Here is a 20,786-nt window from a genome sequence, read left to right as displayed (position 1 = left end):
TAACAATCCTAAGTCAATTATGTAAAGATGCCCTCGGAAAAACTATGACGATATTATGATCTTTGGTAAACCTTTTATGCTAATATCGTCCTAATCAACCCATCTCTCTTTCTGTGAACCCGTGCCCCTAGACAAAAACAGCATGTTCCTCAATCGGCTGCCTCCGGGCAGTTCGATTGGGGAACATGCAAGTGACGGGTTAGTTTCAAGGCTTTAAGGAAAAATCTCGGTTCCCTCAATTTCCAGGTCGGGAAACCAGAAGGACCGGACCCTGTCCTGTTTCCGGTGGGTCATAAAATGATCAATATCCAGGTCTTTAAAGCCATAGACCAGAATAATCTCCTGCACAGGATCAACAATCCAAAACTCCTTGACCCCGGAAATCATAAAGGTGTTCAGCTTATCCACCATATCCCTGGAGCGGGTGCTGGGAGAGAGGATTTCCACCACCAGAACCGGCGTGCCCATATAGCGTCCTTTCTCATTGGTGGTCTCCGCTACATCACAGGCAATGAACAGATCCGGCTGCATTACGTCAGGATCTTTGAACCCCTCTTTGCGGAAATGCACATCGAAAGGAGCGTAGAACACCTTACAGGGTTTTCCTTTAAGGTATTCCCTGAATTCAGCAAATAAGTTTCCCGAGATTTCCTGGTGAGAGAGGCTTGGGGAACTCAACAGCACGATTTCCCCATTGATGAACTCCATGCGCAGGTCGCTTTTCTCATAGATTTCCATGAATTCCTCATAGGAGACCTTCTTGCCCCCGTACTGGTAATCCAGGGCCTTCTCCTTCATAAGAAAATAGCGGTCGGCATCTGTGATGTAGGGGGTGAGCCGTACAGCCTTCTTGCCATTTTTGGTGATCACCACTTCCTCATTTTCGTTCATGACATAGTCCAGATACATGCCCAGGTTGTTTTTAAGCTCCGTAGCCGTGATTGTGTCGTCCGCTTTTATCGTATTAGCTTCTTTTTTATCGTCCATTTTATTCTCACCTCGTACGATAATTATATAATATCGCACGAATTATATCAACTATTTGTATTCAAAAATGACTACCTAAAGAGCTGTCTGCTCCGGAAAAGCCCCCGAAGGCCAATGATAAAAAGCCAGGCTTTGCCTGCTCACTGAGCTCAAAGCCTGGCTCCTATGTATTTCATCAAAATCAATTTAACAAATCAATTAACGTCTGCGACGTAAGAATTCGGGAATATCAAGATCCTCAGATGTTGCTGCCACCGGGCGAATCGCTTCATTGGCATTTCCTCTTAAATTACCGGCAGCGGATTTTTGTTGATCAAAGCCGGTAGCAATGACCGTAACCCGAATCTCATCCTTCAGGCCTTCATCGATGACCGCACCAAAGATAATATTTGCTTCCGGATCTGCCGCTTCAGCAATGATCTCAGAGGCCTCATTGACTTCAAATAAGGTCAGGTTTTGACCGCCGGTGATATTCAGCAGAACCCCTTGAGCGCCTTCGATAGAGGTCTCCAGCAAAGGACTGGAAATCGCTTTCCGCGCCGCATCCGCCGCTCTGTTCTCACCTGTTGCCGAACCGATTCCCATCAAGGCCGAACCGGTATTGCGCATAATGGTCTTCACATCGGCAAAGTCCAAATTAATCAGTCCGGGAACCGCTATCAAATCCGAAATCCCCTGGACCCCTTGGCGCAATACATCATCAGCGATCCGGAAGGCTTCATGAAGAGCGGTATGTTTATCCACCACTTGAAGCAAACGATCATTGGGAATGGTGATCAAGGTATCCACTTTGCTCTTAAGCTCAGCGATGCCTTTTTCGGCCTGCATAGCCCGCTTTCTGCCCTCAAAGGAAAAAGGACGTGTCACAACCCCAACCGTCAGAGCACCCAGCTCCTTAGCGATTTCAGCAACTATCGGGGCCGCTCCGGTTCCTGTGCCTCCGCCCATTCCGGCGGTAACAAAGACCATATCTGCGCCCTTCAGAACATTAATCAATTCTTCCCGGCTTTCCTCAGCCGCTTTTGACCCGATTTCAGGATTTGCTCCTGCGCCAAGTCCTTTAGTTAATTTATTGCCTATTTGGACTTTCTGGCCGGCCCGCGAGAGGTTAATTGCCTGGGCATCGGTATTTACCGCTACAAAATCCACACCTTTTAAACCCGCCGTAATCATACGGTTAACCGCGTTGTTGCCTCCGCCCCCGACCCCAATCACCTTAATCTGGGCGAACTGATTAAAGTCCATATCAAATTCAAGCATTTAGCTGACGACCCCCTCGCTTATATTAAAGAAAACCTTTTATCCATAATGCGATTTCCCAATAGAGTTAATCCCGGTTCGAAGCAAATTCAAAGTATTCCCATACCAGAGATAAATTCTATGGACAGGCATATTATCCTTCTTTTCACTTCAATTTTTTAACATGAAATATTATCCACAAAACCTAATGTTCACGGATTATCGTCAAGAATATCCTTTTATTCTTCCCTATCTCTATCTCCTAATCAAATGTCGGCGAATAATCGCTAAGTTATTGAACAATCGGACTCCAAACGCCACCACAGCTGCCAAGAACAGGTCCACCCCAATCCGGTCTCCCACATAGGCAAGGATTCCAGCCAGCAGAATGTTGGTAAAGAAACCCGAAAGAAAAACAACAGAGTCAAAATGGTCTTCCTGAGCAGCACGAATACCTCCCAATACGGAGTCCAAAGCCGCCAAAATAGCCACTGAGAGATATTTCGAATATTCAACCGGCACGGAAAACGGGCTGAACCAGCCGATAGCCAGTCCCAGGATCAGACCTAAAAATGGTAACCACATGTAAGAAATTCCTCCTCATTAACGACCGATAACAGGCTTAGCAGCCGTGAAATCGATATACCTTACCCCATTCTTAAACGACTTATACCCCTCATCATTGATCAGCGTATAAAGGGACTTAAGTTTTTCTGCCCAGGCATCAGCCTTGCCTAAACGGACCTCTATGCCATCCGTCAGAAAAAGGATAATCTGCTGGATAGGATTAACATAGATTTCCCCAATCAAAGGCGTTAACTCCTCAGGGGCTTGTCCTAACAAATTAAGGGCAGCCTTCAGACCGGGAAGATCCAATTCCTGCCCAGGACCTGCTGTATCAGGAAGAGTCACCCCATTGATCACAGGATAGCTTTGCTCAGGCCATCCCTCCCGGCGACGAAGATAAATCCCTTTACCGTCCACCTCAACTATTCCCGAAGCGACAATCACCAGAGCTACAGGAGTACGCTCCTGAACCTCCAGGACCAAACGATTGGGGAACTTCTTCTTGAATGCCACCGACTCCACCAGAGGGTGAAGCAGCACCTTTTGCTCAAGCTGCCTTTGATCCAACATAATTAGATTTTGTCCTGTTACATCCGTAGTTAAACGTTCGATTTCATTGAGGGGAATTTCTTGCAGGCCCTCGATGCTTACTGCTTCAATGTTAAAATAGCTGGACTGCAGGAAGAAGCTTATCCCCACTACAAAGAGTATAACAAGTATGGAAATATAGAGAAAGGATGTAGTCGATTTCCTTGGCTCCACGGTCACTCCCCCCAGCTCTCAGTATATCGAATACAATCCTCTCTGTCATGTCTTTCTTTGGGAATCCTTTAATTTCGGCACTCTAAGATTTGACCCGTTTGAGCTTGGCACCTACACTGCGGTATTTTTCCTCCAGATTATCATAGCCGCGATCAATATGTCCCACCTTTTCCAGCACAGTAGCTTCTTCGGCAGCTAAAGCCGCCAGGAAAAGCGCGGCTCCCGCCCGCAGATCCGTAGCCTCTACAAAGGCGCCCTCCAGACTTTTCACACCGCGGATAATGGCTGTCCGCCCTTCCACAGTAATTTGAGCCCCCATGCGGCGAAGTTCATCCACATGCTGAAAACGGTTTTCGAAAATGGTTTCAGTAATGATGCTGGTCCCCTCAGCCATGGACAGCAGGGCCATGAATTGAGGCTGCATATCCGTTGGAAAACCGGGATGAGGCATAGTTTTGCAATCCACTCCCTTGATTCTCCTCTTGCCCTTGACCCGAATCGTGTCATCCCCGAGGGTGATCTCCGCCCCCGCTTGCAGCAGTTTAGCCGTCACAGGTTCCAAATGCTCAGGAATCACATTGCTGATTTCAATATCTCCCTGAGTCATTACGGCGGCCACCATATGAGTCCCCGCCTCGATCCGATCCGGTATCACCGTATGCTCCACAGGATAGAGCTTGCTCACTCCTTCAATGCGCAGAACATCCATGCCGGCACCGCGGACTTTTGCCCCCATCTTGTTCAGGAAATTCTGCAGATCGATAATCTCCGGCTCCCTGGCCGCATTGTAGATAGTGGTGGTTCCTTTAGCCAGGACAGCCGCCATCATGAGGTTTTCCGTAGCTCCTACACTGGGGAGATCCAAATAAATCTTAGCCCCTTGGAGCTGATCCGCCCAAGCCTCGATATAACCATGTTTCTCTTTAACCTTGACCCCCAGTTCCTGGAGACCCTTGATATGTTGATCCATGGGCCGCGAACCAATGGCACACCCGCCCGGTTTGGAAATGCGCACCCGCCCGTTGCGGGCCAGTATGGGACCAAGGATAAGATTAGAGGCTCTCATTTGACGCATCAGTCCTTCATCCACTTCCCAGCGGGCCAGGTCTGAAGCATCTACAAGCAAGGCCTCTTTTTGATCTTCCACATGAGCACCGAGATATTCCAGCACTTCGATCATATTGCTGATATCTGCTAAATGGGGAATATCCAATAACGTGGTTTTTCCCGAAACCAGCAAAGAAGCTGCCAGTAAAGGTAGGGATGAGTTTTTGGCTCCACTATTACGCAGTCTACCTTCCAACTGTTGTTTTCCGGTAATGACATAGCGATCCATCGCCATGAAAGATTCCTCCCTCTTAGCTGGGTGAGATATACCGCACCTCAGTCTTTAATTCAACACCGAACTGATGATGAACATCCTTTTGTATTTCCCTAATCAAGGCTAATACATCGCGGGCTGTGGCATTTCCTTGGTTTACTATAAAATTGGCGTGCTTTGAGGATACTTGAGCTCCGCCTAATCGCTTTCCCTTCCAACCGGCTTCCTCGATTAAACGTCCCGCCGAACCTCCGGGAGGATTCCGGAACACACTTCCTGCATTGGGCAGCTCCAAAGGCTGGGCTGCTTTGCGCTTGGCCAGGTTCTCACTCATGGTGGCCTGAATCACATCCGGATCTCCGGGTTTCAGGTGAAAAACTCCCTCCAGAACAATGGCCTGATCCCGTAAGGAACACTCCCTATAGCCAAACTGTATGTCTTCTTTAGCAAGCCGCTGCACTTCTCCCTCTGGAGCCAGGATTTTAACCTCTTCCAGAATATCCTGGATGCTCCCTCCATGGGCTCCCGCATTCATAACCACGGCTCCGCCCACTGTGCCCGGAATCCCCCGGGCAAACTCCAATCCCGTCAAGCCACGATCGGCGGCCTCTTGAGACAGCCTGGCCAAAGAATATCCCGCTCCCACAGTGACCCATTCAGAATCCCATACGGACTGAGCTAAGCCCGTGCTGATCACCGTTACCCCGCTTAATCCTTCATCCGGAAACAGAACATTGGAGCCCCGGCCAAATAAGCGAAACGGTATGCCCTGCTCCTGACACTTAAGCCAAATTTCCCGGAGCTCTTCCTCACTTTCCGGCCAACAGACAGTTTCAGCCAGCCCCCCTATACGCCAGGTATTCAATTTCTGCAGAGGGTACCGATGCTCGATCCGTCCCCTCATCCCTTGCCATGTCATTGGTATACCACCTTATGTTCATCATATCATAGGCACGCCGGATACTCCGCCAGGGAACCCCCAGCTGGAGCGCCTGCAGCACTACTGTATATACCGCGTCATCCAGGGGTTTATTCCCACAAGGGGCAACATCCCCCAGATATTCGAAGCGGTCTTTATCCCCATAGAATTCCACCTGCTCTCCCTGACAAACCCAACAGCTTTCAGTGAGAACCAGCTGGGGCCGGCGTCCAAAGCTCTCATGACCCCAACACCCTGTAAGCCAGCTTTCAGGGATGATCCAATGGAGGCCGTTATTGATGCGAACCTCCCATTGACCTTCCTCGGTCTGCCACAGCAATGACGGTTCAAATCCGGCACAATCCAATATTTTCCACAGAAAAGGTTCATCATCTCCTCCCCCGGAATTTACCGGGAGGATGATCTCTTCTTCCCAATACCTATGTAGGAACTCCGTCAGTTCAGTTTGCATAAGCCCTCGGGAGAGGCCCCATTGCCGGTGAGGATCCTCCTGAGGGATTCCGGGCCAATAGAGAATTTCTGTGGGTCCTGCATCGGATGCATCATACAGCTCCTCTTCCAGACCCGGGATTGTTCCATCTGCCCAATCGACGCTAGCTTCAGGTGATGCTTCTCTGACTATAACATCTCTATGCAGGGCATTCAACAGAGAAAGAATTCCTTGCCACTCATCCCTATCTCGGGGAACGAGAAGTAATATTTTCCGCTTAGGCCACAAAGCAACCCACTCCCTTCCTTCTGACTGTCATATGTTATGCAGCACAGTCAGAAGGTGTGAAAGGGCGGAGATTATTTCCAGGCCGTATCCAGGCAGACTTTGACGATCTTATTAAGGGCATCCGGCTGACCCAGACTCCGGGCGGCTTGAGCCATCTTACGCAGCTTTTCAGGCTTTTCTATAAGCCCTTGGACCAAGGCCCAGAGATTTTCACCGGTTAGATCTTTATCCAGAATAACACAGGCGGCACCATCTTTCTCCAGAGCCCTGGCGTTGAATTCCTGATGGTTTTCAGCTGCTAAAGGATACGGTACAAGAAGCCCCGGTTTGCCAGCCACCATAATCTCAGCTAAGGTCGTTGCTCCGGCCCGCCCCACAAATAAATCAGCACAGGCCATAGCCTCGGGCATATCCTTAAGGTATTCAAGGACCCGCCAGTTTTCTCGTTGCCACTGAATCCCCTGAGTCTTTAAACTCTCCAGAGTTTCCTGATAGGTCGCTTTACCGGTAGCCCAAATGACTTGAATATCTTTTCTGCCTGCCAAATGCTTAAGCACTGTGGGCATAGCTTGATTAATACTGCGGGCACCCCGGCTTCCTCCTGTCACAAGGAGGGTCAGACAATCAGGGCGCAGCCCTAAACATGCCGCCCCTTTCTCCCGGGATATGTTCCCTATCTCAGGGCGAACGGGCAAACCCGTCAAAACCAACTTCCGCCTCACACCGAAGTGAGCAATGCTCTCCGGGAAGGTCACCATGACCTTGCGCACAAAACGGGTGAGAATCTTATTGGTAATCCCCGGCAGAGCATTCTGCTCATGGAGCAAAGTCGGAATCCCAAATAAGGCCGCAGTCAATACTACCGGCCCCGCTACATATCCTCCCGTTCCCACCACAAGATCCGGTTTAAATTTTTTGAGAATCTGTTTGGTCTCCCATAGGGCTTTAAAGCTCTTGCCCCCGACTTTGAGAGTTTCCAGGCTGAGTTTGCGGGGCAGCCCCTGCCCGGAAACACCTGCAAATTCAATCCCGGCCTCAGGAACCAGGCGCGCTTCCATCCCTTCCCGAGTGCCTATGTAAAGAATTTCAGCTTCCGGCTGGTGGGCGAGAATCCCTTTGGCGATGGCAAGAGCCGGATAGATATGGCCCCCCGTTCCTCCACCTGTTACAATCACGCGCATGGAATTCTGCTCCCTTCGTGTTTGGTAAGTTTGTTTGGGTTGCTGCTTAGTGTTTTATTAGCTTGTTTCGGATAGTTCTCTCGCTCTTTAGGTATTACTCTGAAGTTAAGTCTCCAGGATTTTGCTATCCGCGGTCACTCTATAAAGCTGCGCGGACCAATCTAATCGCTCAAGCACTCCGCTCCGCCGGGTTCCCGCCCAAATCGCTCCTCGAAAGCACTGCTTTCGCACTTTGTTCTCAATGGCCGGTTGGAAACGTCCTGTTTCCAACCCGGCTCCGCTGCGTACTTTCGCGAAGATTGGTTTCCGCTCGCTTTGAAGGCGTTTCCCGCTGTATAGCAAAATCCTTGGGTCCCACTTATAAGTATATGTACGGGTATGCCTCTTGAGACTCTCCGGCCAGCTAATCCCGCAAGCGAGCTTGCGATTACAGTAAGCGAGGCTTTTACGGGAGCAGTTAAGCAAACTTGGGCTAAACTGCACCCCAGACAGCGGGGCGGGTCACACGAATGTGACACGCCGCCTACAGAGCAGGAGCGATTTAGGCGGGGACCCCGCCGCTTGCAAAAGGCAGTTTAGCCCTTAGTTTGCTCTGCGACCGTAATTTCCGAGCGTCTGTAACGCAACTCCCTTGCTAGCGTGACTCCCGCGAAATATTCAAAAGCACTCCCACCCCCAGCATGGTAAATACCAGGGACGTCCCGCCATAGCTTAGGAACGGCAGGGTGATTCCCGTCACGGGAAGCACTCCGCTGACCACACCCATATTGATCATCGCCTGTATGCACACCATCCCTGTCAGCCCCACAGCCAGAAAGCCGGTAAAAGCATCCGGTGCTCCCATAGCCACCCGGAACCCCCGCCAGGCAAACAGGAAAAAAAGCAGAATGACGAGGGTGGCGCCTACAAAGCCCAGTTCCTCCCCGATCATAGCGAAGATAAAATCCGTATGATTCTCCGGGAGATAAAGAAACTTCTGTTTGCTTTGCCCCAGGCCTAAGCCAAAAAGCCCGCCCGGCCCCAGAGCAAGCAAAGCCTGAATCGTTTGATATCCCTTTCCTGAAGGATCCACCCAGGGATCCAGGAAGGCAAAAATCCGGTTCATGCGATAGGGTTCCGCTATAATAGCGGCCACCACCAACCCCACACCGGCGCCTCCTAAACCGATAATATGGCTGGCTCTGGCACCTGCGGCTATGAGCATAAAGAAAGTCACTCCGGCGATCACAAGGGTTGTTCCCAAATCAGGCTGGAGCATAATCAGGCCCGCAACAAGACCCAAAAGCCCCAATACGGGAAGCAAACCATGCCGAAAAGACCTAATCTTATGAGGATCAATGGCTAAGATGTTGGCCATGACCAAAACCATGGCCAACTTGATCACTTCAGAAGGTTGAATGGATAAAGGACCCAGACCGATCCAGCGGTCAGCACCATTAACCCTGCGCCCGATCCCGGGAATCTTAACCATGATCAGGAGGACAATAGCGATCATAAGAGCCGGCTTTGCCCAACGGCGCATAAGGTCCAAATCCAGGGTCATGGCCAGAATCATCGCCACTAAGCCAGCGACAACCCACATCACCTCCATTTTCAGAAAGTGATAGGGATCGTCATACATCACATATCCTTTCACAGCGCTGGAACTGTACACCATTACGATTCCTATCGTAAGGAGCGCCAGGATTGCTCCAAGTAAGACCAGATCAGGGCGACGGCGTCTTGGCATGTTTAGTTCCCCCTTTGAAAATTTAAATGGGTTCCCTATAATGCCTACGCACTAACTCCTTAAAGAATTCCCCTCTTTCTTCATAACTCTTAAACATATCCCAACTTGTACAAGCCGGTGAGAGCAAAACCACATTTCCAGGCTCTGCTTCGGCAATGGCCAGCTCCACAGCCTCTGCAAAGGTCTCAGCCCGCAGGTAATGCCGAATTCCTGTATCTTTGGCCGCCTGCTCCATCTCAGCCGCCGCCGAGCCGACCAGGACAAGGCTTTTCACCTGTTCCTTAACCGTTTTCATGAAATCATGGAAATCCAAGCCTTTGTTTTTCCCCCCGGCAATAAGAACGATGGGCTCTTCAAAGGCATATAAGGCTTTTTCTGCCGCATCAGGATTAGTCCCTTTGGAATCATTAATAAAAAGGATTCCCTCATAGGTCCCTACCACTTCCTGACGGTGTTCAACCCCTTTAAACTCCCGGAGGCCTTGAGCGATCTCCTCCCAGGAAAGTCCCAGCTCCCTCACCGCCGCGATGGAAGCCATAATGTTTTCCAGATTATGATTACCCCTGAGCTGAAGTTCCCTGCGCTTGATGATGGGAGTGATCTTCCCGTCTTTGGCAAGAACAATCTCATCCCCTTGCACTCCGTATCCCTCTGCCAAGAGAGAAGTAGGGCTAAAGAAGACCACCCGGGCCTTGAGATGAGGAGCCAACTCACGAACCCTGGCATCATCCCAGTTTAAAATAGCACAATCCGACGGCCTTTGCTTCTCAAAAATCCGGGCCTTGGCTGCCAGATAATTCTCCAGGGTCCCATGACGATCTAAATGGTCAGGGGTCACATTGAGGAGAATCCCCACATTCATACAGAGACTGTCCACCAATTCCAACTGAAAACTGGAAAGCTCGGCTACGATAATCCCTTCCTCATCCAGGTTCTCCACCTGATCGCTTAAGGCCACGCCGATATTGCCGGCGACCAGAGTTGATTTTCCGGTCCGCCTGGCCAGTTCCCCAATCAATGTGGTGGTAGTGGTTTTCCCATTGGTACCTGTCACGCCAATCTTGAAGGCCGGATGATCTCTCAAGGCAAGCTCAACCTCACTCCAAACCAAAGCCCCCTGAGCAATCCCCTCTTGAATAAAGGGAAGTTGGGGGGATACTCCGGGAGAAAGAACGATCACTTCAGCTTCCACCTCATGCCATTGCGGGATATGCCCCAACACAAGTTGTCCATCCGGCAAGCCCAATTCTAAGATACCACTGAGTTGATCCGGCTCCTTTTGATCCGTTAAGATGACGTGCGCGCCCAGGGCTTTCAGTCTTTTAACTGCCGCCAAGCCACTTCTTCCAGCACCGACGACCAATACTTTTTTTTTCTTTAAATTCATTCTTTCACCCTCTTGAAAAAATCAAGCTCAGAACATTCCAGCCATGTAAGCTATTACCCCAAGCACACCGCAAAGAAGAGAAGCCAGCCAAAAAACCATGACGACCTTCCATTCATTCCAACCGCCCAGTTCAAAATGGTGATGCAATGGGCTCATGCGGAAGATCCGTTTACCCGTAGTCTGATAGGAAAAAACCTGTAAAATAACCGAAATTGCCTCAACCACATAGACCCCGCCAATAATCAGGAGAATAAGCTCCGTTTTGGTCAGCACAGCTAAGCCGACCAAGGCTCCCCCCAAGGCTAAGGAACCCGTATCCCCCATAAAGACCCGGGCCGGGTTTTTATTAAAGCGGAGAAAGCCGAAACATCCTCCGACAGCGGCCGCCGCAAAGACGGCAAGATCGGATTCATAGGCCAGAATAGCCACTCCGCCCCCCTGGGAAGCGGCCAGCGTAGCGATGCTAACGTAGCTCAGCATACTGAACAGGGTGGTGCCTGCCGCCAGGCCGTCCAGTCCATCCGTCAGATTGACGGCATTGGTAATCCCCACGATGATGAAGGAGACAAAAGGATAGTAGAATAAACCTAACTCCAAATGAATGGAGGTAAAGGGAATCACAAGATCCGTCCCCCGCCCCAGATAGCGATTGGCCCCCCAGGTCAGGAGCAACGCCAGGGCTATTTGGCCGATTAACTTTTGGTATGCCCTCAGACCTAAAGAGCGGTGCAGCACCACTTTGATAAAATCATCAATAAAACCGATCAGACCGTATCCCAGCATGGCACTAATCACCATGACCATTTCCAGAGACGTGGGTTTTTCCGCCATGATCAGAGCACTTACGACAATCCCCACTAAAAAGATAATACCACCCATGGTGGGCGTTCCAGCCTTAGCTAAATGCCGTTTAGGGCCTTCCTCACGAATAGTCTGGCCAAATTTCATCACCCGTAAAACGGGAATCATCAACGGCCCAAGTATTAAAGTGATCATCAGCGCTAAAGCAGCAGCCAAAAATATGCGTTCCCACATGGATTAATTCCTTCCTTTACTCTCAGCATAGCGACACACTAATCTTTGCGAAGTGCCCTTGTGACTTCTTCCATTTTCATACCACGAGAAGCTTTGATTAAGACCCAGGTGCCTTGATTTAAACCTGCCAGCAACTCCCGGGCTTTCTTGATCGCCCCCTCGCGCTCAGGAAAAGAATGAATCCTTTGGGGTGATAACCCCTTTTCCAAAGCTCCGCGAGCAATTTCCTCAGCCAGCGGACCAACGGTGATCAGTTCAGAGATTCCCAGGTCGGCTACCGTCTGCCCCACTTCATAATGCCCCGCCCGGCAGGATTGCCCCAGTTCATACATTTCTCCCAGTATGGCCACAGTGGACTCCCCCCCTCTTTCCTTTAAGACCTGCAGGGAGGCCTTCATCGAGGTCGGGTTGGCATTATAGACATCACTGATTAAGGTGCTGCCCCCTGGTCCCGGTTGAAGCTCCAGGCGCATCCTGGATAGTTCCATAGCAGCCAGCCCCCGGCATCCCTCTTCCAGGGATACATTCAAGAGAACCCCGACACTGAGGGCGGCTAGAGCATCCAGCACATTATGCTCTCCCGGCAGGGGCAGGCGAACCGTAACCGACGAAGCGGCTTGCTTTTCTCCTAGTGGGACAAGGGACCTGTCCCCGTGTCCCATTTCCGCTTGAAAGCAGGTTCCCAGAGTACCGAAGGGTGTCAGAGACCTTCCCCGCAGATCGGGCTCGTGGAATCTCCCTTCCAGACCATAGAAGAAGGTCTGATGTGAGTCATGCTCAGCCTGCTTCACACTCCACTCATCCTCCCCATTGAGGACGGCGCTCCCTGTCTCAGGAAGGGCTTCAATCAGCTCCCACTTAGCCCGGGCAATAGCTTCTTGTGAACCTAAAAGCTCCATATGGGTCGTGCCAATATTGGTTATAACACCGATATCCGGGCAGGCTATATCACATAAAAAAGCAATTTGCCCCAATCCGCGCATGCCCATCTCTAAAATAAGAACTTCCGTATTCTCGGTCGCCTTTAAAATAGTCATAGGAAGGCCCAACTCATTGTTTTGGTTCTCTGAATTTTTATGGGTGCGGTATTTTTCACTTAAGACCGCCGCTACCATATCTTTGGTGGTGGTTTTCCCATTGCTGCCTGTGATGGCCACCACTTTGGCCCCCAGCTCCTTACGCCAGGCCTGAGCCAAGGTCTGCATAGCGGCAAGGCCGGACTCCACCCGGATCAGGGCTTTGCCCTCAGGAACCCGGACTTCCCGGCGGTGTTCCAACCGTTCCTTCTCCCCGATCACCACCGAGGCGCCTTTCTGCCAGGCCCCCTCAATATAATCATGTCCGTCCGTCCGCTCGCCCACTAAGGCAAAAAAGATCTCACCTGCTTTGACCCCCCGGCTGTCGATACAACAGCCGGAAGCCCTGACCTGGGAATCACCTGTCAATTCCCCCCGGACCAAATCGGCAATCCTTTGGCTATCCCACATAACCGAGCCTCCTTAAGGCTTCCCGGGCTACTTCCCGATCATCAAAGGGGAACACATCCTTGCCGATGATCTGATAGTCCTCATGGCCTTTTCCGGCAATCAGCACCGTATCCCCTTCCTTGGCCAGCAGGCAGGCACATTCAATCGCCTCCCGGCGGTTCACATTAGCAGTATAATCGATTCCCTCGATACCCTCCAGAATGTCCCGGATGATCTGCCGGGGATCCTCGGTACGGGGATTATCTGAAGTAACGATCACATGATCGCTGAGTTCCTCGGCAATGGCTCCCATCTGGGGCCGCTTTCCTTTATCCCGATCCCCGCCGCAGCCAAACACCGTAATCAGGCGGCCTTGGGTGAACTCCCGGGCCGTTTTGCAGACATTCTCCAAACCATCCGGAGTATGGGCATAATCGACGATGACCTGGAAGGGCTGCCCCATCCGCACGCTTTCGAAGCGTCCCGGGACCCCTTGGACCGCTGCCAGGGCTTCACAAACCTGACGGGGGCTTCTTCCGCTCTCCACCCCCCAGGCAAAAGCAGCCAGAGCGTTGTACACGCTGAACATGCCGGGGGTTGAGTATTCCACCTGCGACCCTCCGCCCTTAAAACGGACCGTGAATTTCACTCCATCAGCAGTCAGCCGGATATCCTCCGCCCGGTAATCCAGAGGATCGGCGTTAACTCCATAGGTCACCACGGGAGCGGCAGAAAGCCGGATCAAGGTCTCTGCAGCCGGATCATCCCCGTTGACAACCCCCACCTTAGGTTCTTTAACCCCGGTAAGGCCGCTGAAAAGTTGGGCTTTAGCCTGGAGGTACTCCTCCATTGTTTTATGATAATCCAAATGATCTTGTGTCAAATTGCTGAAAATACCTGCGTCAAATTCGCACCCTGTCACCCGTCCGAAAACCAAGGCATGGGAAGAGACTTCCATGACAGCCAATTGAACCCCTTCGTCCACCATTTCCCTGAGCAGCTTCTGGAGATCAATAGCCTCCGGGGTGGTCCGGTTTCCCGGCAGTTCCCTGCCCGCGATGCGGGCTCCTAAAGTGCCGATTAAGCCCACCTTCTTACCTTCCCCTGCAGCAATACTCTCCACAAGATAGGTAATGGTGGTTTTCCCATTGGTACCGGTTACCCCCACCACTTCCAATTTAGCGGCAGGATGATCATAGAGGTTGGCGGCGAGATTTCCCATAACCTCCCGCACCTTCTTCACTTGGAGCTGAGGGATATCAAGAGGGAGAATCCGTTCCACCAGTAAGGCAGCTGCCCCTTGAGCAATGGCTTGGGCTGCAAAGTCATGGCCGTCCACATTCATTCCGGGTACACAGGCATAGAGGTCTCCGGGCTGAACCTGGCGGGAATCCATAACCATCCCCTGGATCAGAGTATCTTGATCTCCAACATGATTCACAATTTCAATTCCGGATGCAATCTCTGAGAGTCTTTTCCGAACAGACTTCACCCTCATCACTACCTTTCAACTCTATTATAGACAGTAAAAATCTATTGCAATCATTGGCTTAAGGGCTGCCGCCAGGGCATTTGCAGCATGGTTTCTATGTCGATATCCACTTCCTCTTCCACGGCCCACCAGTTGCCTGAAGTGGGTGCTCCCGCCTCGGAACCAAGATAGAGCAGCACCGAGGATCCCTCTTCCACTTTAGAATCCCCATGAGGAATTTGGTCCTGAACAACCGTTCCACTGCCCTCCGTCAGGACGGTAAAACCGGCTTGCCGCAGAGACTTCTCGGCCTCGGCCAGGGTCAGCCCCAGAACCGAAGGAACCGTTACCGCTTTTTTTACAGGAGGTATCTGCATATCCAGACGGGGTTTGCCCAGCGTCAGAGGGGCTTTCAGATCCATTTCCACACCTAAATATTTCAAAGAATCCTGCAGCACCCCTCTTACCGGCGGAGCCGCCACAGAGCCCCCGTAAAAGGGCACACCATCAATCACACAAAGGATGGCCAGTCTGGGGTTATCCGCCGGAGCAAAGGCAATAAAGGAAGCAATGTATTCCCCTTGTATGTACGCCCCATTGGCAACTTTTTGGGCGGTCCCGGTCTTGCCTGCCACCCGGTATCCGGGCAGAAAGGCCCGGTACCCCGTGCCGTTGGTGACCACGGACTCCAGCATCTGCCGGGCCGTTTTCGAAGTACCCTCACTGATCACACGCCGCACGGTCTGAGGTTCAAAGGATTCCACCACGTTCCCCGCAGGCCCGACGATTTCTTTCACCAATTGGGGCTTCATCAGGGTCCCGCCGTTAGCTACCGCGGAAACCGCCGTCAGCAGCTGAATGGCCGTCACATTATTGGTTTGCCCAATCGACATAGTGGCAAGGTCCAAGGCCGTGGCTCTCTTCTTCCCGGCTAAAATTCCTACAGCCTCACCGGACATCTCGATTCCCGTTTTCTGACCAAAGCCGAAGTCATGCAGGTACTCATAGAATTTATCTATACCCAGGCGCTGGCCCATGGCGACAAACCCCGGGTTGCAGGAGTTTTCCACGACCTGAGTAAAGGTCTGGCTGCCATGACCCCCATGCTTCCAGCAATGAACGGTCTTGCCCAGAATGGTCACTCCCCCCGGATCGAAAAAACCTTCCTGGGGACTGATCTTTTTTTCCTCAAGGGCAGCCGCCAACGTAATAATCTTAAAAGTGGACCCTGGTTCATAACCGTTTTGAATCGCAATATTGCGCCGGGTACTCTGATCATAGTTGTTGTAATAATTCGGATCATAGGTAGGTGCCGAAGCAAGAGCGAGAACCTGCCCGGTATTGGGATCCATAACCAGGATAGAAGCGCTCTTGGGGACCTGCCCATTCATATTATCCCCTTGTCCGGACAGCAGTTTCTGCAGTTCCCGCTCCGCAAAAGCCTGAATATTTTTATCAATGGTCAGACGCACCGTATTGCCATTCTTCGGGGAAACATACATTTGATTGGCAAAGGGCAAAGGGATACCATTGGCAGCAAACTCTGTCAATACGGCACCCGGGACTCCGTTCAACTCGGAATCCCTAGTCAACTCTATTCCTTCTAACCCCTGGTTGTCAATCCCCGCAAAGCCAATAATATGTGCAGCTAAGGTGCTGTTGGGGTAATAACGCACACTATCCTCAGTAATCCCAATCCCAGGCAGCTCTAAGGCCCGGACTTGAGCCGCCACCTCTGCCGTCACCCTTTTCTTGACATATTCCAAAGCCGATCGCTTGGTTATTCTTTCCATAACCTGCTCCGGTCCCATCTCCAAGAGGCCGGACAAAGCATGGGCGATCTCCTCCGCTCTGCCGGAGGAACGAACTTGGGCAGGCACAGCATACACAGTTTCAGTACTGACACTCATGGCCAGCACCTCCCCGTTGCGATCCTCAATATTTCCCCTTTTGGCTGCTACAGGAACCCCCCGATAATGGCTTTCATCAGCCTTATCGCTTAAAATCGCCCCCTGAGCCAATTGCACAAAGGCCAGTCGGACAATCAGCACCACCAAAAAAGCACTGACACAGAAAAAAAGAAAGGCGATACGTTTGCGCATGACGACATAAGGACTCATCGTCCCACCCCCTATTCTAGGGCGTCACAGCAAACTCTACCGCCTTTGATCGTTTATCGTTGCGTGGAAGCAAAAAAGCTTGTAAATTTCTGCGAAATCTGTTCCAAAGCGGAAGGCTCTTTAACGACCTCTTCCGCTTTGGCCGGTGTTGACTGGACGCCCATTTCAGTCTTGGCGACAGGCAAGGTTCCAGCCACATAGACCGTTCCCGCAGGTTTTTCCATGCCCATGGCAAGTGCAGCACTTTCAATCCGGCTTACCGATCGCAGTTTATCCACTTGGGCTTGCAAAAGATCGTTATTGGCCTTCAGGTCGGCAATCTCCTTCTGGGTCGCCCGGATTTGTGCTCCCTTGACCACCGTCAGATTAATGGTTTCCGCGGCAAAAACTGTCGCTACGGCCACCACTAAACTCAAGATAAGTACACTTTTCCAGTGAGAACGGGGCTTCTCCCTATGGACAGGTTTTTTTGCTTTGCGGGGTTTCTTCTCTATGGGCTGTTCCCATTCAATTTTTTCCTGCGCTAATACCAAAGGTATTCCTCCTCCGTTCTCTTTAGAATTCAAAAAATCCAAATCAAAGCTTTTCAGCAATTCTTAACTTCGCACTTCGTGCCCGGGGATTGGCTTCAATCTCCTGGGGACTGGGCAGAATCGGTTTGCGATGAACTAAACGGGCCATTGCCTTCGCGCCGCACTGACAAACCGGAAAAACCGGCGGACAAGTGCAGCGGCCCAGCCAGGAGTTGAAGGTTTCTTTCACGATCCGATCTTCCAGAGAGTGAAAGGTGATGACTCCTACCCTTCCTCCCGGAGCCAGACAGTGTATCACTTGGTCCAGAGCTCTCTCTAAGACCCCCAGTTCATCATTGACGGCTATGCGCAGGGCCTGAAATGTCCTCTTCGCAGGATGAGGCCCTTCCCGGCGAGCCCCTGCCGGAATCGCTCTTTTGATAATATCCACTAATTCACCCGTAGTTGTGATGGATTTCTGTTTACGGGCTTCCACAATAAACTCCACAATGCGTTTGGACCATTTTTCCTCTCCATACTTCCAGAGGATCTCAGCCAGCATTTCAGCTTTCCCTTCATTAACCAAAGTCTTCGCAGACAGTGGATTCTGCGGATTCATCCGCATGTCCAACTCCGCATCCTGCATATAGCTGAACCCTCGTTCAGCCTCATCCAGTTGGGGGGAAGACACCCCCAGGTCAAAAAGGACACCTTGAACGGGAAGAAGTTCCAGAGATTGAAGAGACTCCTCCAACCCTTCGAAATTGCGGTTAACCAGAAAAACCCGGGGGTCTCCCGCAAATTTGTCCTGAGCGTTTTTGATGGCTAAGGGATCCTGATCGAAGCCCACCAGCTTTCCTGTTTCACTCAGCTTCGATAATAAATAACCACTATGCCCCGCTCCCCCCAAGGTGCAGTCCACATAGGTGCCCGAAGGATCCCTGACAACCCCGTCCACCGTTTCTTTGAGCAAAACTGTGACATGATGAAATTCCAAACCATTCGACCTCTTCTCTATATTCCCAGGTTCACCAAAGATTCTGCAGCACTGGCATAAGCATCTTCAGCCTGACGGGAATAGTCTGCCCAAAGGGCCTGACTCCAAATCTCCACACGGGAGGAGACGCCCACCAAGACCGTATCCTTATCAAGCTGAGCATATTCCCGCAGGTTAGCCGGCAAAAGAATTCTCCCTTGCTTATCCAACTCGCATTCAGTAGCCCCGGAAAAAAAGAAACGGACAAAAGCTCGTGCTTCAGGTTGAGTAAAAGGTAAGGCCCGCAATTTCTCTTCGAGCACTTTCCATTCGTCCAATGGGTAGACAAAGAGACAGTGATCTAAGCCTTTGGTGGCGATGAACCGCTCCCCTAAGGCTTCCCGGAATCTTGCCGGTACAATCAGCCGGCCTTTTCCATCGATCGTATGGAGGTATTCCCCCATGAACATACTTCGTCACCCCACAGCGGCGTCACTTTGCCCCACTTCAACCCACTTTACCCCACTTATTCTCCATTAATGAGGATTTTCCTTCTTGCCTTAAGAGCTTTTTTTGCGAAAACCGAAAAATGGGAAGAAAGTCCTATTGAAGGAATCAAGGGGACAGGTCCCGTTTTTCAGCCTGAATCCCGCAGTAATTTTCCCTTATCCTATACAAAAATGCTAAAAACACCAGGGGCATGAGTTTCCGGCCTCAAGCCCTGGTGTCTCCACTTTTTGAGAAAACTCCCGGTCAAATTCCCAAGCGCTTGGGAATTTGACCGAAAAAAACGCCAAAAGACAGGTCCCATCATTCACTGCCTGGAAGGAATACTCCGGGCTAGTGAATAACGGGACCTGTCCCCTTGATTCAAATTAAATTCTGGCTAAAAGAATAAAGTTAAGAACAAAGAGCAGAGTGGCGATCCACAATACCGGGCTGATTTCTTTGGTCTCACCCTTGAAGACCTTGACGATGCAAAAGAAAATAAAGCCGGCGGCAATACCATAAGAGATGCTGTAGCAAAAAGCCATGAAGATACCGGCAAAGAAAGCAGGAATGGCTTCGCTTAAATCTCCCCATTTAATCTCCTTAAAGGAAGAAAGCATCATGATACCGACGATGATTAAAGCTGGAGCAGTAGCTACACCAGGAACCGCACTGACCACCGGGGCTAAGAAAGCACTGGCCGCGAAGAGAACAGCGACCACGATGCTGGTTAATCCGGTCCGTCCACCGGCTCCAATACCGGCTGCGCTTTCCACATAAGTGGTTGTGTTGGATGTCCCAAAGAGGGAACCTACCGAAGTAGCGATAGCATCGGCAAAGAGGGCCTTGTCCATTTTGGAGCTGAAGCCTTTGCTGGTTTCCATGGCTTTCAGATCGGCTTCGGAGAAAATTCCTGAACTGCGGCCGGTGCCGATAAAGGTACCAATAGTGTCAAAAACATCAGATAAACTGAAAGCAAAAATTGTGACCAGAACGAGAGGAATCTTAGCCGGATCACTGAAGAGGGAAACAAGTCCGGGATTTCCGAAGGCTGCCATAAACGTTTGCGGCAGTTCAGCAAGAGCACCGCTAAAGCTGATGGAGGAACCCATATGAGTAAGACCTAAAGGAATACCGACCAGAGTTGTCACAATAATACCAATCAAAATAGCGCCTTTAACATTGCGAATAAGCAAAATAACTGTAAGAACGAGGCCTAAAATAGCCAGAAGTACGGAAGGAGAATTTAAAGTAACAAGGGCCGGAACAGCACTGGAGCTTGCGATAACCGTTCCGCCTTCACCCAGTTGAACATAAGTTCCGGGGTCGGAGGTAAAGGAAAGCAAGCCGGCATTCTTAATACCGATATAAGCAATAAAAATACCAATACCGCCGCCAATAGCATTTTGCAGACTTAAAGGAATGGATGTAATAATTTTTTTCCGAATGCTTGTCACTGTGATTAAAATATTAATAAGACCGCATAAGAAAACCATGGCTAATGCTTCTTGCCAAGTAAAGCCAAGACCAAAGACAACTGTAAAAACAAAAAAAGCATTAAGCCCCATACCTGGCGCCTGGGCATAAGGTACATTAGCAACTAGACCCATGACTAATGTTCCGATAACCGCTGCGATAATCGTAGCCAGGAATACTGCACCCCAAGGCATACCCGCTTGAGAAAGCATAGCCGGATTGACCATGATGATGTAGGCCATTGCGAAAAATGTAGTGAGTCCGGCAACGAGCTCAGTGCGGACATTGGAGCCGTTTTCCTTAAGTTTGAAGAAATTTTCCACTCTGATTCCTCCTGTTTTATTGTTATCTTTGCCATTATTCGTCATAAACAGACTTGCAACGGCATTTAATGAATGTATTATACTTTA

Annotated in this window: 18 protein-coding genes; all 18 read right to left on the bottom strand. The window is 50.6% G+C overall.

Annotated features, from left to right (window positions below; all coding sequences use genetic code 11):
• Window positions 1–213: 213 nt before the first annotated feature.
• On the bottom strand, window positions 214–987 hold the full coding sequence (locus DESLBE_RS22575; RefSeq protein WP_144678258.1) for a type II toxin-antitoxin system Phd/YefM family antitoxin: 774 nt from the start codon (window positions 985–987) through the stop codon (window positions 214–216).
• Window positions 988–1,185: 198 nt separating this feature from the next.
• On the bottom strand, window positions 1,186–2,247 hold the full coding sequence (gene ftsZ / locus DESLBE_RS22570; protein ID WP_005811376.1) for a cell division protein FtsZ: 1,062 nt from the start codon (window positions 2,245–2,247) through the stop codon (window positions 1,186–1,188).
• A 234-nt stretch (window positions 2,248–2,481) separates the two neighbouring features.
• Complete coding sequence (locus DESLBE_RS22565; protein ID WP_005811377.1) at window positions 2,482–2,811, bottom strand: small basic family protein; 330 nt, start codon at window positions 2,809–2,811, stop codon at window positions 2,482–2,484.
• A gap of 18 nt (window positions 2,812–2,829) precedes the next feature.
• Window positions 2,830–3,555: an FtsQ-type POTRA domain-containing protein gene (locus DESLBE_RS22560; protein WP_144678257.1), complete on the bottom strand. Its 726-nt coding sequence runs from the start codon at window positions 3,553–3,555 to the stop codon at window positions 2,830–2,832.
• 82 nt (window positions 3,556–3,637) lie between these two features.
• A complete protein-coding gene (murA, locus tag DESLBE_RS22555) occupies window positions 3,638–4,897 on the bottom strand; it encodes a UDP-N-acetylglucosamine 1-carboxyvinyltransferase (protein WP_018212639.1) in 1,260 nt (419 codons plus the stop codon).
• A 16-nt stretch (window positions 4,898–4,913) separates the two neighbouring features.
• The gene (murB, locus tag DESLBE_RS22550; protein ID WP_144678707.1) at window positions 4,914–5,780 is read right to left on the bottom strand and encodes a UDP-N-acetylmuramate dehydrogenase; all 867 of its coding nucleotides are present in this window, start codon (window positions 5,778–5,780) and stop codon (window positions 4,914–4,916) included.
• Window positions 5,710–6,534 (bottom strand): hypothetical protein, encoded by an 825-nt coding sequence (locus DESLBE_RS22545; protein ID WP_144678256.1) that lies wholly within the window; start codon window positions 6,532–6,534, stop codon window positions 5,710–5,712. The genes murB and DESLBE_RS22545 overlap by 71 nt, the downstream gene beginning before the upstream one ends.
• Window positions 6,535–6,605: 71 nt before the next feature.
• Window positions 6,606–7,715 (bottom strand): undecaprenyldiphospho-muramoylpentapeptide beta-N-acetylglucosaminyltransferase, encoded by a 1,110-nt coding sequence (gene murG / locus DESLBE_RS22540; RefSeq protein ID WP_144678255.1) that lies wholly within the window; start codon window positions 7,713–7,715, stop codon window positions 6,606–6,608.
• A gap of 634 nt (window positions 7,716–8,349) precedes the next feature.
• The gene (gene spoVE, locus DESLBE_RS22535) at window positions 8,350–9,444 is read right to left on the bottom strand and encodes a stage V sporulation protein E (protein WP_018212635.1); all 1,095 of its coding nucleotides are present in this window, start codon (window positions 9,442–9,444) and stop codon (window positions 8,350–8,352) included.
• A 22-nt stretch (window positions 9,445–9,466) separates the two neighbouring features.
• Complete coding sequence (murD, locus tag DESLBE_RS22530) at window positions 9,467–10,831, bottom strand: UDP-N-acetylmuramoyl-L-alanine--D-glutamate ligase (protein ID WP_144678254.1); 1,365 nt, start codon at window positions 10,829–10,831, stop codon at window positions 9,467–9,469.
• 27 nt (window positions 10,832–10,858) lie between these two features.
• On the bottom strand, window positions 10,859–11,866 hold the full coding sequence (gene mraY, locus DESLBE_RS22525) for a phospho-N-acetylmuramoyl-pentapeptide-transferase (RefSeq protein WP_015944997.1): 1,008 nt from the start codon (window positions 11,864–11,866) through the stop codon (window positions 10,859–10,861).
• 38 nt (window positions 11,867–11,904) lie between these two features.
• Entirely contained in the window at window positions 11,905–13,353 is a 1,449-nt protein-coding gene (gene murF / locus DESLBE_RS22520) for a UDP-N-acetylmuramoyl-tripeptide--D-alanyl-D-alanine ligase (RefSeq protein WP_144678253.1), read from the bottom strand.
• Window positions 13,343–14,830 carry a UDP-N-acetylmuramoyl-L-alanyl-D-glutamate--2,6-diaminopimelate ligase gene (locus DESLBE_RS22515; RefSeq protein WP_058491068.1) on the bottom strand — a complete coding sequence of 496 codons (1,488 nt, stop codon included), beginning with the start codon at window positions 14,828–14,830 and terminating at the stop codon, window positions 13,343–13,345. The genes murF and DESLBE_RS22515 overlap by 11 nt, the downstream gene beginning before the upstream one ends.
• A 44-nt stretch (window positions 14,831–14,874) precedes the next feature.
• A complete protein-coding gene (locus DESLBE_RS22510) occupies window positions 14,875–16,923 on the bottom strand; it encodes a stage V sporulation protein D (RefSeq protein WP_058491070.1) in 2,049 nt (682 codons plus the stop codon).
• A 53-nt stretch (window positions 16,924–16,976) separates the two neighbouring features.
• A complete protein-coding gene (locus DESLBE_RS22505) occupies window positions 16,977–17,456 on the bottom strand; it encodes a septum formation initiator family protein (protein WP_058491072.1) in 480 nt (159 codons plus the stop codon).
• 43 nt (window positions 17,457–17,499) lie between these two features.
• Window positions 17,500–18,432, bottom strand: a complete 933-nt coding sequence (gene rsmH, locus DESLBE_RS22500; RefSeq protein WP_058491073.1) for a 16S rRNA (cytosine(1402)-N(4))-methyltransferase RsmH — start codon at window positions 18,430–18,432, stop codon at window positions 17,500–17,502.
• Between the two features lie 17 nt (window positions 18,433–18,449).
• Window positions 18,450–18,881 (bottom strand): division/cell wall cluster transcriptional repressor MraZ, encoded by a 432-nt coding sequence (gene mraZ, locus DESLBE_RS22495; RefSeq protein ID WP_172625480.1) that lies wholly within the window; start codon window positions 18,879–18,881, stop codon window positions 18,450–18,452.
• A gap of 405 nt (window positions 18,882–19,286) precedes the next feature.
• Window positions 19,287–20,699 carry an NCS2 family permease gene (locus DESLBE_RS22490; protein ID WP_015945002.1) on the bottom strand — a complete coding sequence of 471 codons (1,413 nt, stop codon included), beginning with the start codon at window positions 20,697–20,699 and terminating at the stop codon, window positions 19,287–19,289.
• Window positions 20,700–20,786 lie beyond the last annotated feature (87 nt).

This window comes from Desulfitobacterium sp. LBE (assembly GCF_007830365.1).
Lineage (GTDB): Bacteria > Bacillota > Desulfitobacteriia > Desulfitobacteriales > Desulfitobacteriaceae > Desulfitobacterium > Desulfitobacterium hafniense.
Note: the sequence above shows the minus strand (reverse complement) of the source record. Positions and strands in the feature narration are given on the sequence as shown.

Excerpts from the sequence above, each read along its gene's own strand:
- ftsZ (WP_005811376.1), bottom strand. The coding sequence starts at position 2,247 with ATGCTTGAATTTGATATGGACTTTAATCAGTTCGCCCAGATTAAGGTG.
- DESLBE_RS22510 (WP_058491070.1), bottom strand. The coding sequence starts at position 16,923 with ATGAGTCCTTATGTCGTCATGCGCAAACGTATCGCCTTTCTTTTTTTC.
- mraZ (WP_172625480.1), bottom strand. The coding sequence starts at position 18,881 with ATGTTCATGGGGGAATACCTCCATACGATCGATGGAAAAGGCCGGCTG.
- murG (WP_144678255.1), bottom strand. The coding sequence starts at position 7,715 with ATGCGCGTGATTGTAACAGGTGGAGGAACGGGGGGCCATATCTATCCG.
- DESLBE_RS22575 (WP_144678258.1), bottom strand. The coding sequence starts at position 987 with ATGGACGATAAAAAAGAAGCTAATACGATAAAAGCGGACGACACAATC.
- murA (WP_018212639.1), bottom strand. The coding sequence starts at position 4,897 with ATGGCGATGGATCGCTATGTCATTACCGGAAAACAACAGTTGGAAGGT.
- DESLBE_RS22515 (WP_058491068.1), bottom strand. The coding sequence starts at position 14,830 with ATGAGGGTGAAGTCTGTTCGGAAAAGACTCTCAGAGATTGCATCCGGA.
- mraY (WP_015944997.1), bottom strand. The coding sequence starts at position 11,866 with ATGTGGGAACGCATATTTTTGGCTGCTGCTTTAGCGCTGATGATCACT.
- murF (WP_144678253.1), bottom strand. The coding sequence starts at position 13,353 with ATGTGGGATAGCCAAAGGATTGCCGATTTGGTCCGGGGGGAATTGACA.
- spoVE (WP_018212635.1), bottom strand. The coding sequence starts at position 9,444 with ATGCCAAGACGCCGTCGCCCTGATCTGGTCTTACTTGGAGCAATCCTG.
- DESLBE_RS22565 (WP_005811377.1), bottom strand. The coding sequence starts at position 2,811 with ATGTGGTTACCATTTTTAGGTCTGATCCTGGGACTGGCTATCGGCTGG.
- murB (WP_144678707.1), bottom strand. The coding sequence starts at position 5,780 with ATGAGGGGACGGATCGAGCATCGGTACCCTCTGCAGAAATTGAATACC.
- murD (WP_144678254.1), bottom strand. The coding sequence starts at position 10,831 with ATGAATTTAAAGAAAAAAAAAGTATTGGTCGTCGGTGCTGGAAGAAGT.